The organism is Paenibacillus sp. Y280, from assembly GCF_056786335.1.
The window spans coordinates 18,682-34,625 of record NZ_JBXCIW010000002.1 but is presented as its reverse complement, the minus strand read 5'-3'; the positions used below and the strand labels follow the sequence as shown (position 1 = coordinate 34,625).

At 42.5% G+C, this 15,944-nt stretch carries 22 protein-coding genes; 21 read left to right on the top strand and 1 reads right to left on the bottom strand.

What is annotated here, in order from left to right; all coding sequences use genetic code 11:
• Positions 1-144 precede the first annotated feature (144 nt).
• From AC1TPC_RS02835 to AC1TPC_RS02765, 15 genes are all read left to right on the top strand, one after another.
• Entirely contained in the window at positions 145-1,950 is a 1,806-nt protein-coding gene (locus AC1TPC_RS02835; RefSeq protein ID WP_482065369.1) for an ABC transporter substrate-binding protein, read from the top strand.
• Positions 1,937-2,254: a DUF1905 domain-containing protein gene (locus AC1TPC_RS02830; protein WP_482065368.1), complete on the top strand. Its 318-nt coding sequence runs from the start codon at positions 1,937-1,939 to the stop codon at positions 2,252-2,254. The genes AC1TPC_RS02835 and AC1TPC_RS02830 overlap by 14 nt, the downstream gene beginning before the upstream one ends.
• 34 nt (positions 2,255-2,288) lie before the next feature.
• Complete coding sequence (locus AC1TPC_RS02825) at positions 2,289-3,224, top strand: aminoglycoside phosphotransferase family protein (RefSeq protein WP_482065367.1); 936 nt, start codon at positions 2,289-2,291, stop codon at positions 3,222-3,224.
• Complete coding sequence (locus AC1TPC_RS02820) at positions 3,221-3,646, top strand: hypothetical protein (RefSeq protein ID WP_482065366.1); 426 nt, start codon at positions 3,221-3,223, stop codon at positions 3,644-3,646. Before AC1TPC_RS02825 ends, AC1TPC_RS02820 begins: the two co-directional genes overlap by 4 nt.
• Positions 3,647-3,733: 87 nt before the next feature.
• On the top strand, positions 3,734-4,171 hold the full coding sequence (locus AC1TPC_RS02815; RefSeq protein WP_482065648.1) for an N-acetyltransferase family protein: 438 nt from the start codon (positions 3,734-3,736) through the stop codon (positions 4,169-4,171).
• Positions 4,172-4,214: 43 nt separating this feature from the next.
• On the top strand, positions 4,215-4,364 hold the full coding sequence (locus AC1TPC_RS02810; RefSeq protein WP_482065365.1) for a hypothetical protein: 150 nt from the start codon (positions 4,215-4,217) through the stop codon (positions 4,362-4,364).
• A gap of 62 nt (positions 4,365-4,426) precedes the next feature.
• Positions 4,427-4,597 (top strand): hypothetical protein, encoded by a 171-nt coding sequence (locus AC1TPC_RS02805; protein WP_482065364.1) that lies wholly within the window; start codon positions 4,427-4,429, stop codon positions 4,595-4,597.
• A complete protein-coding gene (locus AC1TPC_RS02800; protein ID WP_482065363.1) occupies positions 4,590-5,108 on the top strand; it encodes a YfiT family bacillithiol transferase in 519 nt (172 codons plus the stop codon). The genes AC1TPC_RS02805 and AC1TPC_RS02800 overlap by 8 nt, the downstream gene beginning before the upstream one ends.
• 20 nt (positions 5,109-5,128) lie before the next feature.
• Positions 5,129-5,524, top strand: a complete 396-nt coding sequence (locus tag AC1TPC_RS02795; protein ID WP_482065362.1) for a GNAT family N-acetyltransferase — start codon at positions 5,129-5,131, stop codon at positions 5,522-5,524.
• Positions 5,525-5,558: 34 nt separating this feature from the next.
• Complete coding sequence (locus tag AC1TPC_RS02790) at positions 5,559-6,278, top strand: alpha/beta fold hydrolase (protein ID WP_482065361.1); 720 nt, start codon at positions 5,559-5,561, stop codon at positions 6,276-6,278.
• Between the two features lie 16 nt (positions 6,279-6,294).
• Entirely contained in the window at positions 6,295-6,993 is a 699-nt protein-coding gene (locus tag AC1TPC_RS02785; protein ID WP_482065360.1) for an SDR family NAD(P)-dependent oxidoreductase, read from the top strand.
• Positions 6,994-7,311: 318 nt separating this feature from the next.
• A complete protein-coding gene (locus AC1TPC_RS02780) occupies positions 7,312-7,578 on the top strand; it encodes a hypothetical protein (protein ID WP_482065359.1) in 267 nt (88 codons plus the stop codon).
• On the top strand, positions 7,559-8,320 hold the full coding sequence (locus AC1TPC_RS02775; protein WP_482065358.1) for a hypothetical protein: 762 nt from the start codon (positions 7,559-7,561) through the stop codon (positions 8,318-8,320). Before AC1TPC_RS02780 ends, AC1TPC_RS02775 begins: the two co-directional genes overlap by 20 nt.
• Before the next feature lie 301 nt (positions 8,321-8,621).
• Entirely contained in the window at positions 8,622-8,957 is a 336-nt protein-coding gene (locus tag AC1TPC_RS02770) for an ArsR/SmtB family transcription factor (protein WP_482065357.1), read from the top strand.
• A 19-nt stretch (positions 8,958-8,976) separates the two neighbouring features.
• Positions 8,977-9,486, top strand: coding sequence for an SRPBCC domain-containing protein (locus AC1TPC_RS02765; RefSeq protein WP_482065356.1), 510 nt, complete (start codon positions 8,977-8,979; stop codon positions 9,484-9,486).
• Positions 9,487-10,552: 1,066 nt separating this feature from the next.
• On the opposite strand, the gene AC1TPC_RS02760 is transcribed toward AC1TPC_RS02765, so the two are convergent.
• Positions 10,553-10,960 carry a hypothetical protein gene (locus AC1TPC_RS02760; protein WP_482065355.1) on the bottom strand — a complete coding sequence of 136 codons (408 nt, stop codon included), beginning with the start codon at positions 10,958-10,960 and terminating at the stop codon, positions 10,553-10,555.
• Between the two features lie 472 nt (positions 10,961-11,432).
• Between AC1TPC_RS02760 and thyA the strand changes: the two genes are divergently transcribed.
• From thyA to AC1TPC_RS02730, 6 genes are all read left to right on the top strand, one after another.
• Positions 11,433-12,266, top strand: a complete 834-nt coding sequence (thyA, locus tag AC1TPC_RS02755; RefSeq protein ID WP_482065647.1) for a thymidylate synthase — start codon at positions 11,433-11,435, stop codon at positions 12,264-12,266.
• Positions 12,256-12,783 carry an N-acetyltransferase family protein gene (locus AC1TPC_RS02750; protein ID WP_482065354.1) on the top strand — a complete coding sequence of 176 codons (528 nt, stop codon included), beginning with the start codon at positions 12,256-12,258 and terminating at the stop codon, positions 12,781-12,783. Before thyA ends, AC1TPC_RS02750 begins: the two co-directional genes overlap by 11 nt.
• Positions 12,784-13,070: 287 nt before the next feature.
• The gene (locus AC1TPC_RS02745; RefSeq protein WP_482065646.1) at positions 13,071-14,006 is read left to right on the top strand and encodes an ABC transporter substrate-binding protein; all 936 of its coding nucleotides are present in this window, start codon (positions 13,071-13,073) and stop codon (positions 14,004-14,006) included.
• Positions 14,007-14,150: 144 nt separating this feature from the next.
• Complete coding sequence (locus AC1TPC_RS02740; RefSeq protein ID WP_482065353.1) at positions 14,151-14,525, top strand: glyoxalase superfamily protein; 375 nt, start codon at positions 14,151-14,153, stop codon at positions 14,523-14,525.
• A gap of 1 nt (position 14,526) precedes the next feature.
• Complete coding sequence (locus tag AC1TPC_RS02735; protein ID WP_482065352.1) at positions 14,527-15,372, top strand: inositol monophosphatase family protein; 846 nt, start codon at positions 14,527-14,529, stop codon at positions 15,370-15,372.
• A gap of 61 nt (positions 15,373-15,433) precedes the next feature.
• Positions 15,434-15,889, top strand: a complete 456-nt coding sequence (locus AC1TPC_RS02730; RefSeq protein WP_482065645.1) for an SRPBCC family protein — start codon at positions 15,434-15,436, stop codon at positions 15,887-15,889.
• Positions 15,890-15,944: the final 55 nt, after the last annotated feature.

The window sequence follows — 15,944 nt, the reverse complement described above, 5'->3', positions numbered from 1 at the left end:
ATAGAGAACTACTGACTGATGCCATCATAGTCGGTAGTTTTCTTTCATTTGACCGTGCTCCAGCTGTAAATTATACTTTTGTAAAAAGAGGAAGAACATGCGAAGCCTGCTTCAAAAGGGTTTCGTCTTTTAGGCGGTGTGTACATGGAAGTCGATGATTATTATGGCATGCTCAGAAAAACCTTTGTTCATGTACCCGAAAGGGAGAGCTTTCCGCTATCAATGGATCGCATTTGCGACATTCTCTCCTGCACGCGCAGGAACGTACAAATTCTTTTGACCAAAATGATTGAGAAGCAATATATCGAGTGGCTGCCAGGGCGCGGACGCGGCAATCTCTCGCAGATCGTATTTCTCATTTCTTATCGCGAGATGGTGTCGAGGAAAGCCAAAGGTCTAGTGGAGAAGGGCAAGATCAATGAAGCATGGTGCATGCTGGAGATGGATCAGGACCAGGCCATAAAGTCAGAGATCATGGGATGGTTAACCGAGCACTTTGGCTTGAAGCGGGATACGGAGGAGAAGGATGTTCTGCGATTTCCATTCTATCGTCGCGTATTGCGATTGGACCCGGCTTTTGTTAGTCGGCGTACGGAAACGCATTGGATCGAGCAGGTTTTTAATACGTTGATCAAGTATTCGCTGCAGGAGGGCAAATTTATTCCGCAGCTTGCTCATCACTGGGAGAGTGACGATACGAAAACGAAATGGACGTTCTTTTTGCGAAAAGGGATTCGATTTCATCATGACAAGATTATGACCTCACGGGACGTTGCATTCACATTCCATAGGCTGCTCGTTAATTCTTCTTCCGAGTGGATGACCTCCATGATTAGTGAGATAAGAGAAATCGGGAAGTACTGTATATCGTTTGAATTAAAGGAGCCGAATGCATTATTTCTTCATTTCCTTTGCACGGAGCGTTACTCCATCATACCGGATCTGACAAGTGAACCGGGCATTGAAGAGAGGTTTGAAGCGCTGCCAATCGGTACAGGCCCCTTTCATATCATCCAAAATAATGAATCTATGCTTGTTGCTCAGGCAAATGAGCATTATTTTGAAGGCTGTCCTCATTTGGACCGGATCGAGATGTGGGTATGGCCAAATTATGAGGAAAATCCGCGCTTGTCTCAGCCGGAACAAGAGGAGCAGCTCGTCTATTTTGACGCTCAAATCAAGAGGGGCTTAAGCAACGCATTAACACAGCTAGAGCAAGGGAGCACCTTCCTGACTTTTAATGAGACAAAAAATAATATCATTCAGCAGATCAAGTTCCGCCAAGCAATTCATTACGGAATAAACCGACAGCAAATGATCGATGATTTGGGAGGCATTAGACAGAAGCCTTCTGCAGGCTTTATTTTGGAAGAGAGGGATGATATCTACTGCTCCTCATATGATCCAGCCCATGCCGCCCAATTGATGGAAGAGTCCGGGTATAATGGTGAAACCTTGACCTTGTACACGTACGAGATGCCAGCTAATGAACAAAGCGCCAAATGGCTTCAAGAAGCAAGCGGAAAAATCGGGATTTCCATCGAATTGGTTGTCTTGCCGGTCGAAGAGCTTTATAACCCTGCTATTATTGCACAAGCGGATTTAATACTAAGCGGCGAGGTGCTTGGACAGCAGCCGGACCTTTCACTCATTGAGATGTATATGTCAAGAAATAACTGCATTACAAATCACAGGAATCCAGCGGACAAAAGCTTTATTCAAAATCAAATTTCCATGTGCTTGAAGGAAGAGAATCTGGCGATTAGAATGGGTTATTTGGCAAATATTCAGGCGCAGCTAAAACGCAATTTCAGTTTATTATTTCTTCACCATAGTCTGCAATTAGTCGGCCATCATCAAACTCTTCAAGGAATCTCACTTAATGCTTGGGGCAAAATCGATTATAAGGATGTATGGTTAAGAAAGGAGCAGCCCTTTGAAGACGTATAGCTTTAAGGCTGAAATATTGAAGCATGATGGTATGGATGCCGCTTATATTACATTTCCGTATCAAGTAGAAGAGGAATTTGGCGTTAAAGGACAAGTGAAGGTAAGATCGATATTCGATGAAACCGTTGAATACAGAGGCTCTCTGGCGAAAATGGGGCTGGAATGCCATTGTCTCGGCTTGACTCAGAAAATAAGGAAGCAGCTGGGCAAGCAGGCTGGAGATGTTATTCGCGTGAGTCTCCATGCTGATCTAGAGCCAAGTAGACTGGAAGCTGCGCTTGGGGAGCTGAAATTACGTTCATAGAGTTGATCATATGCTTAAGTCAGGGGGAGATCGATTGAACGGAGAGGGATTATCCGAACGATTAGTAAATGAAATTAGTCTGCTCCATGGAAGCAGTCGTATATCGAAAATTAATAAAGGTTATTCCAATGACCAAAAATTTATTGTAGAGAACGATGATCAGACGTATTTGTTAAGATGCTTTTCGTTGGATGAGCGATCCGCTAAGCAGGCTGAATATGATGCGATCTGTCAAATGGTAAGCTATGATGTCTTATGCTCGAAACCAGTAGAGATAGGCGTTTTGCCAAATTCAAATATCGGATATATGCTTTTGACTTATATTGAAGGGGACGAGGCAACGGATATTTTGCCTGCCTATTCGCCTTCCATTCAGCAAGCGATCGGATTGGAAGCAGGCGCGGAGCTTGCGAAGATGCATAGGTGGCAAGCACCAGCAGCTACAGCTCCTTGGCATGAGCGCAAGCTTGCAAAGCACAAGCGTTATATGGAGCAGTATTTGAACGGTGAGGCACGAATAGCGGGAGATGAGCAGTTTTTAGCATTCATTGATCGGCATCTGCATCTGATGGAGGGAAGGCCAAACGTCTTCCAGCACGACGATTTCCATGTTGGCAATTTGATCGTGAAGGATAAAAGATTAGCAGGTGTTATTGATTTTAACCGTCTAGACTGGGGAGATCCTGTTCACGAATTTTTGAAGGCGGGAATGTTCAGCAGCGAGGTAAGCATTCCGTTCACGATTGGACAAATTAAAGGATATCATGATAACAATGAGCCAGATGAGCAATTTTGGACGCTATATTCGGTTTATTTGGCGATGACAATCGTTTCTTCTATCGTTTGGATCTTGCAAGTGAGGCCATCCGAGCTTGGCATTATGACGCAAAAGCTGGAGAGAGTGCTTCGGGACCATGATCATTTTAATAACATTATTCCACGGTGGTATTTGGAGGAGCAGCAGCGATGAGAGCAGATTATTATAAGCTAATGTACGATTTTGTAAAATGGGCAGGCGGGCAATCGCATATTGCAGGCATCGCTTTGGTTGGCCCCTGTGCAGATGATGAGAATGAAGAAGCGGATGCGGATTTGAGCTTCCTCATTATTTCAGATAAGAAGACTAAGACATTGGAAGCTATTCTTCATCAGTTTCCATTCGACAACATCGAGCAAGCGTCGAAGGAGGAGTGGGGACTGCTAACCTCCTTGCGAATCGAATATGCGAGCGGACTCGAAGCCGAGTATGGCGTTGCAGGTGAAGAATGGCTGCAGCTGCCAGTGAATCAGGAGATGGGTGACGCCGTTATGAAAGGATTCAAAGTGATTTGGGAGCGGGAAGAGCTGTTTGAACAGATTTTGAGATATATTGCGACTCATGAATTTCAATAGACTGATCAATTGCCACCTTAATCTTATCAATAGGTACCTTGTTGCTCCATTAGTCGACTCACATTTAGTAAAGGAGATTAGCATTTGATGGTCATACGTCCGTATCAAGCTGACGATGTAATGGACATAACCGAGCTTATGCTGGATTTAGGCTATTCTACATCTATTGAGCAGATGAGAATTAGAATGAGCAAAATAGATTCTTTGCAGGGTGCCTTTACCTTCCTTGCAGAAATCGAGGGAAAAGTTGTAGGCATGATGGGACTTCGCGAGCTTTATTCCTATGAAGAGGAAGACCCTGTAACGCAAATCTCCTTGTTGGTTACGAAGAAGGAATTCGAGGGACAAGGCATCGGAACAGCCCTCGTTCAATTTGCAGAGTCGTGGGCACTTGATCGGGAATCGCATACCCTCTATTTGACCAGTGGAATAAAGCCTGAGAGAATGCGAGCGCATCATTTTTACAAATCGCTAGGGTTTGAGTCGACAGGTTATCGATTTGTAAAAAAACTGACTATTCGTTAGCTCCTAATAGTTGTATAATCATGAAAATGAAGGGGGCTTTGATGTGGCGGATATTAAAGCAGTCATCTTTGATTTGGATAATACCCTATTGGATCGTACATATACATTTAAGTTATTTGCTGCCTCGTTTCTGAGTCATTATTTCGAGCATTTGGAATCGCATGATCAGCTGCTTGCTCTCATTATCGAATGAGATCAGGATGGCTATAAAGACAAGCGGGAGCTTTTCCGAGAATTGATGGATCATTGCCATGGATGGACAAGCCAGATCATCAAGAGCTTATGGATTACTACAGCGAGCATTATGTAAGAAGCGCGGTTCTTGCCCTGGCGCGAAGAGTTATCGGCAACACCGCTGCATACGGTTACAAAATTGGACGAACTGCTAGCTATTCTATAAGTAGAAAGAAGGATTTGTATGGATGAAAGATATCCGATTGGAACATTCAGCCTAACAGGCGAGATTTCGGTGCAGCAGCGAGAAGCTTGGATTGAGGAAATCAAGCAGCTGCCAAGCCTTCTCCGCAGCAGTGTTGACGGTTTAAACGAGGAAGAACTGAATACCCCTTACCGCGAAGGCGGATGGAAAATCAAGCAAGTCGTACATCATGTTGCGGATAGTCATATGAACAGTTACATACGTTTTAAGCTTGCATTGACAGAAGAGACTCCAACGATCAAACCCTATTACGAGGAGCGGTGGGCAGAGCTTCATGATACAGTAGATGCGGATATCGAGCTTTCATTAGCCCTTCTTGACCATCTGCACAAGAGATGGGCCATTTTACTGCGATCATTGACGGACGCGGATTTTAAAAAGCTATTTTTCCACCCGGGGTCGAAAGAAACCTATGCACTAGACTATACACTCGGAAATTACGCTTGGCATGGCAACCATCACGTTGCTCACATTTTGGCATTCCGGAATAAACAATAGGATGGTCATGGAGGGCAACTATGATTCGCTATGAAAATAGTAAAGCATTATCTGCGTCTGATCTTTCGCAAGTATTCGCAAACTCAGGCATAAAGCGCCCCTTTCAGGATTTAGAGCGTTTGCAAAAAATGATTGATAACGCTGACATTATCATTAGCGCCCGGGACGGCGATAAACTTGTTGGCGTTGCTCGCGCCATTACGGATTATGCTTATTGCTGCTATCTTTCGGATCTGGCCGTCGACAGGGAGTATCAACGGCTTGGCATTGGCAAGCAGCTGGTCGACAGCTTACGCGAGTCGCTTGGCGCGGAAGTTTCACTCGTACTACTTTCTGCGCCTACAGCTGTCGAGTATTATCCGCGTATCGGCTTTACCCAAACAGATAAGTGTTTCCTTATTGCTAGAGAAAGATGATTGATGATTAGGAATCGCTTGAGGGGGTTTACCTATGTTTGAATCAGGTCTAGCTGCTAATCAAGATGTTAATATTCATTATCTGGATACTTTGCGTGTGGCTGATCATCAGCTCACACCTATCATTATTTGCCCAGGATTATCGGAAGCGGCAGAAGAATATGAGGATTTGTTGGCCTATTTGCTGCCGCGAAGAGCGATCGTTCTCTCGTTTCGCGGGAGAGGCCGAAGCGATACGCCGCGAACAAAATATGATTTGGCAGATCATGTGTCTGATTTGTCAGCGGTTGTTCAAGAGACAGGTATTGAACGTTTCCATTTGATGGGCAACTCTCGCGGTGTATCCTATGCGCTTGGGTTTGCTCAAAATCATGCAGATCAGATCGTATCGCTTATTGTCGAGGACTATCCTGCTGAACATAAAGAAATGTCTGCCGAATGGGCTGACCACTATATCAACCAATATCTGATTCCAACGGGCAGAAATAAGTTCATTCGGCAGCAGGCGGTAAAAGGCATACAACGGGAATCAACGCAAATACGGATGGAGGCTAAGCTTGCGCTTCCCGCCATGGTTATTAGAGGTATGCTTGAAGACTCATTGTTAAGCGAAGCGGATTTGTTGCATTACAAGGATATGTTCACTGCGGTAACCGTCAAAGAATTTGCTTACTCTGGACATGCCATACGCGAGAAGGAGCGGGATAAGCTTTATTTATCCATAAAGCAGTTCTTGGATGAGCAGGAGGCATAAGGTAGGGAGGTGTACGTTGAAAGCATTTATAGTGACAGGTACGTCTCGTGGATTAGGTTTCGAAATTTGCAAGCAGCTTATGAATCCTAACCACCTTATCTTCTCGATATCAAGAAGCGAGAATGATAACCTAATTTCACTTGCAGCAGAACATAACTGTGAGTTTCATTTTATGAAATATGATTTGCAGAACGTAGAGGGCATCTCTACTTTCATGCATGAAATGTTCAAACTTATGAATCATTCCGATATAGAATCCATTACATTAATTAATAATGCAGCAAAAGTAACGCCTCTTGGCGCTATCGATTGCTGCTCCTCTGAAGACTTGATTAGAAATGTACAAATTAACTTGCTTGCTCCAATTTTGCTTACTCAATCATTAATAAAGGAGACAGAGCTTTGGGATGCGCACAGAATAATTGTAAATGTCTCATCAGGTTCAGCCCAGTATGCAGCAGCCGGTATGAGCATCTACTGCGCATCGAAATCGGCTTTAAATATGTTCACATCATGCGTCCAGCTTGAGGAGCATCGATCAGTTACAATCTATAAGGTAGACCCAGGCATGGTTGACACGGATATGCAGGCAGAAGCGCGCAGCGTAGAAGGTCAGCCTATATTTGATTATTTTAGGCAAGCGATGATAACTGGTTCTTTGAAGACCGCCGAGAGCGTTGCGGAAAATATTTTAAAAAGGGTCTTATCGTCTTAAAAGAGTCCTGCTCTCATCAATTGCAATTGGAATTACAAAATAGTCAATAACAAGTGATATCCATTGAACCTTTTGCGGACACAGAATCCGTTATATGCTTTAAATCTGCTGTTTTCTAGATACTTTCGGACTCAGAATCCGTTATTCACTCTAAAAATCATGGATTAGCTTAAATATGTAAGAAATAACGGAACTGGTGTCCTCTTGCACGTTCAAAATGATAAAAAACACAGAAATAGCGGAACTACAGTCCTCAAACTATACTCAAATGCAATTTCCATCAATTAAAGCAAGCGGTTAACAACGAGCCCGGAAAGCTTGACAAAGGCAAATGCATTGGACTTTGACTTTACAAAGTTACTAAAGAGTGGACTTTTTGCAGCGGCGCTTGCAATAGGACCTACGGCAGCTGTGCCATTTTCTCAGGCGGCTGCTGGGTCAACGGCAAAGGATCTTTTCAGCGGGACTCCGGCAGGTGATTCAACCTTTCATTTTAGCGATATACAATTTCTTAACGGGACAACTGGACGCGCGGCAGGCAACGGATTCTTGATTGGAACTTCGGATGCAGGTGCATCTTGGTAGTATCGCTCTTGAGCGTATTCATTTTACAGATACAAAAAACGGCTTCGGATATACACGGGCTATTGCCTATAAAACGGCGGATGGCGGGAAAACTTGGACGAAAATAACGACGCCAGCTAATACTCGCTATGCCGAATTTACGGATGCTAAGCATGGATGGACGCTTATCATAGTACCAGGCTTTGGCTACAAGCTATCTCGGACAACGGATGGCGGTGCGACTTGGTCAACAAAACTGAGTGTGAAATCAACGGAGATCAGCGGTGGTGAGATTTATACGAGAAGCAGCCAAATTTGGGCTGAGTTTTATGGAGGAGCTGGCATGTCCCAGCAATCATATTCTCTCTATGCCTCATCCGATAATGGATCAAGCTGGAAAAAAGTGATTAGTCAAGTTACAGCAGGAGGCGGCCAAGCTCCGGGTGGAGCTGTCGGTGTAGTGAAGCAAGGGCCGGCTTCGCCTGACGGTCATCCCAGCAACATGGTGCTGGTCGAAGGAGCAGCTATTTTTGGAGGCTATTCTCCCGCAGGTGAAGTCATTGGAGTTGGCCGTTCTTTAGATGCAGGAAAGTCATGGACCAATCTCAAGACCATTAAAGGGTTTGAGAGTGTTATTTCGTTCACAAGCAAGGATTTAGGATGGATGGCTGATACAAGCACGTCTAGCCCTGCGGTGTATAGAACAACCGAAGGCGGCAAAACTTGGTCGAAAAAAATAAGTATTCAAAGTACAAACAATTAAACATCGTATGTGGAACGAGGCATGAATAGAAAATGACTGAGATTGGTACCTGACATGGTGCCAGTCTTTTTTTGTGTAAAAGCAAAAGATTCGAATGTAATAGCAGCGAAATGAAGCCAAACAGAAATGGAGTGATTTTATTGAATATTCATTGACAGGAATATTCCTTAAGTGGTATATTGAGTTCAAGAGATAGAAGCGCAAACGAGATGAGGTGGATTGATATGAATGGTTTTGGAAGTAAAGCATGTGCTGCGCCTGATACAACAGCTGGTTCAACCATTCACGGAAAATCAAAATCATGAACACATCGACTTTTAGCGCACTCGCCGAGCCCAATCGCTTACGAATTGTGGAGCTTTTGCAAGGCGGCCCCTTAACGGTAGGGGAGATCGCCGATCGACTTCATATCCGCCAACCTCAAGCCTCAAAGCATCTGCGCGTTTTGCTTGAGGCAGGACTAGTTGAAGTACAGGCTGATGCCAATAAGCGGAACTATAGTCTCCGAATAGAGCAGTTCAAAGCTCTCGACGAATGGCTCGAAAGCTACCGAAGGACTTGGAGTGAACGATTCGACAACCTGGATCATTACTTGCAGAAGCTGCAATTCGAACAATTAAATAAAAATAAAAACTAATTTTCAGGAGGAATTTTCGATGACAAACAAAATGATTACCAAGATAGAGGGTCAAGAACTTATTCTAGAGCGTGTTTTTAATGCACCGCGCGAGCTTGTATTCAAAGCTTTCTCGGAGGCAGAGCATTTAAAGCAGTGGTGGGGACCTCGCGGTTGGACACTGACGGTATGCAATGTCGATTTTCGTCCGGGTGGTATTTGGCATTACTGTATGAAGTGTATGGATAAGAATCAAGGGGACTTTTTCGGTTTCGAATCTTGGGGTAAAGCAATCTATCAGGAGATTGTGCAAGATGAAAAAATCGTCTTAGTCGACTTTTTCTCAGATGCTGAAGGTAATGAGGCTGAAGGAATGCCTTCCGCTCAGGTTACAATAACTTTTCTAGAGCACGAAGGCAAGACGAAGATTGTTAACCGAGGCAAATATGCTTCCGCAGAAGAACTCAAAAAGGTTATGGAAATGGGAATGGAGCAAGGAATTGCTGAAACTTGGGATCGCTTTGAGGAGCATCTACAATCGTTGCAATAATGGCTTATACGTAAAACCTTCAACGATGATCATAAAGCAAGTGAAAGACTGCCGGGTGTTTTATTGACATTGTTTACGACTTGAAGATACACGAAACACAATATTAGATATGATGTGACACAATTAATAGCCCCTTAGAACTTATACAACGTTCTAGGGGGCTATTTCCGTTCATCCATTAGGCTATCGTACCCGTAAGATTAACGATAGAAGTAGAGATTAACATTCTTACAAAATTGGTCTTGAGCGTCGATTTCCCTTCCGTGGAACAATCGTAAAAAAGGACCGTGTTCGCATCGTTTGCGACCGGTCCTTTTTTTCATTTTCTTAGGCTAGCTTTCAATTGCTCTGTTTTTCATTTTTGAAGAGGCTGGACTTCTTCACAAAATGAGGAATTTTGTACAGATGTCCGCTTTCCTATCAAAGAATTTCTCAAAATTATTTAAAGGTAGAATAACTGTAAGCGTCAAATAGCCCAGATCCTGTGATCAGGTGTGCGCTATTTCTACGTAAAATCAATCCCAAAAAAAGCAGCTTAGCGAATTGTTCGCAAGCGGCTTTTCGTATGAAAGGGTATTCGTAGTATAATTAATTGTTAAAATCGAGTCATTATTGTAAGTGAATACGACAAAAATTTGATGATCTTTCGAAATCAAAAAATCTTTCTCTACAATCTGATCATTTACCTCTACTTTAAACTTGAAATTTTCTTTTGGAAATTTAAAATAATAATTTTCGGTTGCTGCAGTAACTTTACGTTGCGTATCAATGAACGAGTGAATTCTACATGGATAGCGTTATATAATCTATAGAGTCCATCATTGAACTCCCTCAGTACGATATAGTTTTCTCACGAATGCTGGATTTCAAAGAAAGCACGAGTACCGGATGCATTAAACCAAAGGGCACCGACCCGTACCGTTAGCAAGACCGGCCTCCACCCCTTGGATAGGCGTAACGAAGGAATGAGAGGGCATAGACCCGTTGAGACGTGTGAGTGGAGAACCTCCATGGGCGGCGTGGAGAATGCGTGCAGTAAATGGAATTATCTAGGGCAGCAACATTCCTACAAGTCCTTTGCAACCATTTCAACTCGTTTATCTTTAGGGGTACGGGAACCTTCGTAGTTATAAAAAATCAAGACATTCGCGACCTGGTATCTTCCATGTTCCGTCACATCTGCCGCTGCCGTATTATCCTCGAAATCCTTTATTCCTTTCTTGACGCCAGAACTGGATGAATAGACATAAATACTGATTATCTGTTCATCATTAATAATAAAAGGTTCAGGTGTGACACCATTTAAAGTCATTAGAAATACACTATCCATATTTAATTCTATTGGCTTTACTAAAGGAATCCCATGTTTTTCAAATAAATCTTTGATCTGTAATAACGTAATTTTTTTCTTGTCATTAATGCACCCTGTTATAATGCAGCAAATTGCTAGCAAGACTATCATAAATTTTTTCATTATAATCCCCCTTTTCAGTATAACGTTAGGAGATGGATGGATGTTGCAAATAACATGGATCTATTGAGCTAAACTGCCGGTAAGCTTAATGGTTGAAGGGAAATAGCCCCCTAGAACGATGTATAAGTTCTAAGGGGCTATTAATTGTGTCACATCATATCTAATATTGTGTTTCGTGTATCTTCAAGTCGTAAACAATGGCAATTAATAAAACGAGCGGCAGTCTTTTCTTTAGCTTTTGTGAATATTGAAATCTTATAAGATGAAGTTTTACTCTTTATGGTCGTTATTTTCGTTGTGAAGACCCTTATTATGATCAACATATCTTTTTATGCCAACAATTAGATTTAAACCCCCTGCAAGCATGACACTGATGAATGATATTATTTACATACATTGTATCATTTAGTTTATGTTAGGTGTCTGTTTCGATATAATTAGTAAGCACATGAATGATAATGGAGGTTCTATGATGGGGAAAGCTGATCAGATTTACAGTGAATTAGTCACTGAAATTCTTCATAATGGGGATTGGGACAAAGATCAGAACATAAGGACAAAATGGGCAGATGGTACAGCAGCCTATACGAAAAGTTTGATATCCAAACAACTCCAATTTGATAATACTGAGGTTCCTATCCTTACAACAAAAAGAGTGCCGTGGAAGTCGGCCATACATGAGCTGTTGTGGTTTTATGTTAAGCGAACAAGCGATTGCACCTATCTGGATGAAAATAATGTGAAGATATGGAAAGAGTGGACAAACACGAATAATAATATCGGCAAGGCGTATGGTTATCAGCTAGGTAAGCCTATCATGCTGAAAGGTAAGATTACAAACCAAGTTCATCATTTAATTGATCAACTCATCCATAATCCTGCATCTAGAAGGCATGTCATATCCCTTTGGAACATTGATGATCTTGATCAAATGGAGCTTTTTCCATGTGTATGGAACAACCAATGGCTTATAAAACAAGGAGCACTCCATCTAGTGGTCAATGCAAGGTCAAACGATATCGGATTAGGAAACCCTTTTAATGTATTTCAATATTACGTTTTACAACGAATGATTGCCCAAGTAACGGGATATAAATTAGGAACATTTACGCTCAATATTAATGATGCTCATATTTATGAGAGACATATAGATCCGTTGAAGGAGCAGATTCAACGTCTTGCCTACCCTGCGCCTGAGCTTTGGATAAATCCAAATATAAAAAGATTCGATGATTTTACGATTGATGATTTTGAATTAAAAAATTATGTGTATCATCCTTCCATCAAGATGGAGATTGCTATTTGAAATGCGGATACGGCAGGCTTCTATCGATGATGCCCCTGGCATTGCTCATGTTCATGTTGCTAGTTGGAAGACAACATATAAAGGAATGATTTCGGATGAATATTTGAACAATCTAAGCGTTGAAGAGCGCATAAATAATTGGAAATGGGTATTTCATCATTTGAATCCCGATGAAGCAAACTTCGTATTGGAAAATGACGCTGGAGAGATAGTCGGTTTCTCAAATGGCGGAAAGTGCAGAAGCGAACAATATAAATACGACGCAGAACTCTATTCCATATACTTGCTGAGAGAATACCAAGGAAATGGTTATGGAAAAGCATTGTTTTCTACTATCGTAAATCATTTGAGACAACATAACTATCGATCATTAATGGTATGGGTTTTAGCTGATAATCCCGCGACAACCTTTTATTCCAGATTAGACGGCAAGGTTTTTGCGGAAAAGGATATCCAATTTGGCAACGGCCATTTGGTCGAAATGGCATATGGTTGGGATGACCTCTCAATAATATAAATTGTTCATTCGAAGGAAAGGAAGTGCTTTAAACGATGCCGCCTGATGGTGGGGTGATGACGTTGCAGGTGCATGCATAAACATTTCGAACAAGAATTTATCAGATGAGCTGCCTCGGTGTCCTAGATCGCAGGTTTAAAAATTTAAACCGCGCGATTGACAATGAAAATGATAATTGTTATCATTAGTTGTCTTTGAGGTGAATGAGATTCACTTCAACAATAATAAGTCATTTAGGGGGAACGATCGTGTTTATTCGCAATAATAAGAGATTTGTACTTTTACTTATGAGTTTGATTGTGATGTCGCTTTGGCTTGCTGCTTGTGGAGGAAACAATAATAATGAACCGGCTGCAACTGATGCACCACCTGCTGCAGAAACGCCTACTGAGCTTAAATTAACGGATGCACTTGGAAACGAAGTAACGATACCTGCAAACCCACAGCGCATTATCGCTTCATATTTGGAAGACCATCTTGTAGCTTTGGGAGTTAAGCCTGTCGCACAGTGGTCCGTTCAAAACGGTACGCAAGATTATTTGAAAGATTCGCTCGACGGCATTCCTCCCATTCCTTATGATCTGCCGTTTGAAGCGGTAACAAGCTTTAACCCTGATCTTATTCTAATAGGCGGTAATAGTGCAGTTGAGGGCGACAAATATGCGCAATATTCAAAGATAGCTCCTACCTATACACTTGGCGATGAAATTAACGCTGATTGGCGCAAATCGTTGTTGAAAATCGGCGAGGTTCTAGTAAAGAGTGAAGATGCTCAAAAGGTTTTAGATGATTATGAAATAAAAGCGAAAGAAGCAAAAGAGAAACTTCAAGGCGCAGCAGCAGGCGAATCTGCCGCAGCAATTTGGCTAGTTCAAAAGAGCTTCTTCGTCGTTAGCGATAAATTATCAAGCGGCGCTGTCCTTTACAATGACCTCGGTCTAACGGCTCCTGAAGTCGTGAAAGAAATCGCTGCAACCGGTACTGGCAACTGGAATGCTATTTCTCTAGAGAAGCTGGCAGAGCTGGATGCCGATCATATCTTCCTCATCAACAGCGATATTGATTCTGGCTCTGAAACTTTGAAGGATCCGATCTGGCAAGCGATATCTGCAGTTAAAAATGGAAAGCTTTACGAATATCCAAACACGGCAAGCTGGTTATATTCAGGTGCTATTGCAAACTCGCAAATCATCGATGATGTGTTGGAGAGTATCGTAAAATAATTGGTGCTAAGATGAATAATGGACTGTATCTGTATGCGATTGTCGCAAACGGGTACGGTCCTTTTTCCTGTGATCAACCTTCCGTCCCACGAGGAATAAATGTATAATCATGAGGATATCTCACTGGATAAGGAGGTGTGACCGATGACTTTTCAGATGAAGTGTACTGTACCTATACTTCGGATTTTTGACGAAGAGAAGGCCAAAGATTTTTATTTTGATTTTTTGGAGTTCAAATGTGACTGGGAGCATCGCTTTGAGTCAGGCATGCCGCTTTATATGCAGATTTCGAATGGTGACTGCATCATCCATTTATCCGAGCATTACGGTGATTGTTCACCAGGCTCGGCTGTACGCATCCAGGATGATGATGCCAAGGGGTTGCAGCAGTATTTGCTTGGAAAAAAATATAAATTCGCTCGGCCGGGCTTTGATGACGAATGGAATCAAGTGAGCTTAACGGATCCGTTCGGCAATCGGCTCCATTTCTATACAGATAAAAAGAGTAATGATCAGTAATGTGGCTGATAGTATTGAAAAAATCAATAGAGCGGGGATCGACACTTTGGATCAAGTGACGTTGAATAGGGCAAGGGAAGTGGCGATAGCTGCAGCATACGAAGCGGGACGGCTCACGCGCGAGAAGTTCGGAACACTGGATCACTATGAAGAGAAGGATGACCACGGCGATATTGTAACGGAAGTCGATCATTTGGCTGAAGCTATTATTTTGAATAAAATTAGGCGTCTTTTTCCAGACCATAAGATTCGATCAGAGGAATATGGCGAAAATGATGTGCAAAGCGACTGGATGTGGCTGGTTGATCCGCTAGACGGTACGAACAACTTTGCGATAGGCATGCCCTTGTTTGGCATATCGATAACGCTTGTATTTGAGAGAAATGTTGTTCTTGCGGTTATTTACGAGCCGATGACGGATCGGCTTTATGTTTCAAGCGAGAACGAGGGTACATCTTGCAATACTAAGCTAGTCAGAATGGGTGCGGCAAAAGCATTTAATAAAGCAAGAGTAGGCTGGATTCTGGGTCATGCGGTTCAAAATGAACAGCGAGCCGTTAAGTTAAGACATTACATAGACGTCAATACGAAACGGATGATGAGGCTTTGGGCGCCAACGCTCCAATGGACGATGCTCGCAAGAGGCGATTTGGATGCTATAATCTTGTATAACTCGGAAGGCGAGGATTTGTATTCGGGTGTTCTCATAGTGAAGGAAGCAGGAGGCGTCATCTTTGATTATGACGGTAATCCGTTTACAGGCATGAGCGGGCAGCCTTATTTGATCGCATGCCATCCCGAGCATAAGTCTTATTTTATGAACATGATCAAAGAAGGCTTATCTTAGTTGTATGAAGTAATTGTATGCATACAGTTTTAGAATTTGAGACAGAAGAGCGGTGAATGGGTTGGTCGAAGTAACGACGAGCATAATTATAAAGGCACCGATAGAACGCTGCTTCGACTTGGCGCGAGATATTGATGTACATACGAGAACAGTTTGGAAGCATACGCGTGAGCGAGCGGTAGCCGGAGTGACGACAGGCTGTATAGGAGCAGGTGAGTTGGTTACGTTTGAAGCGACGCATTTTGGAATTAGACAGCGGCTTACATCGAAAATAACAGATTTTAATGTTCCTTATCTATTCGTCGATGAAACGCAAAAAGGAGCATTCAAGAGCCTAAGGCATGTTCACACATTTGAAAAGCATGAGGAAGGCACGCTAATGACGGATACGCTGCGCTTCGAGGCCCCACTTGGCTGGCTTGGTTGGATAACGGAGCGCATAGTTTTAAAGGCATACATGAATAAATTTTTGGAGCATCGCAATGAACAGCTAAAGCAACTGGCCGAGTTAGGCTAAACTTGGATTGTTATTATTAAATAATGAATAATTTTATAAAATAGGCTTGGTTATT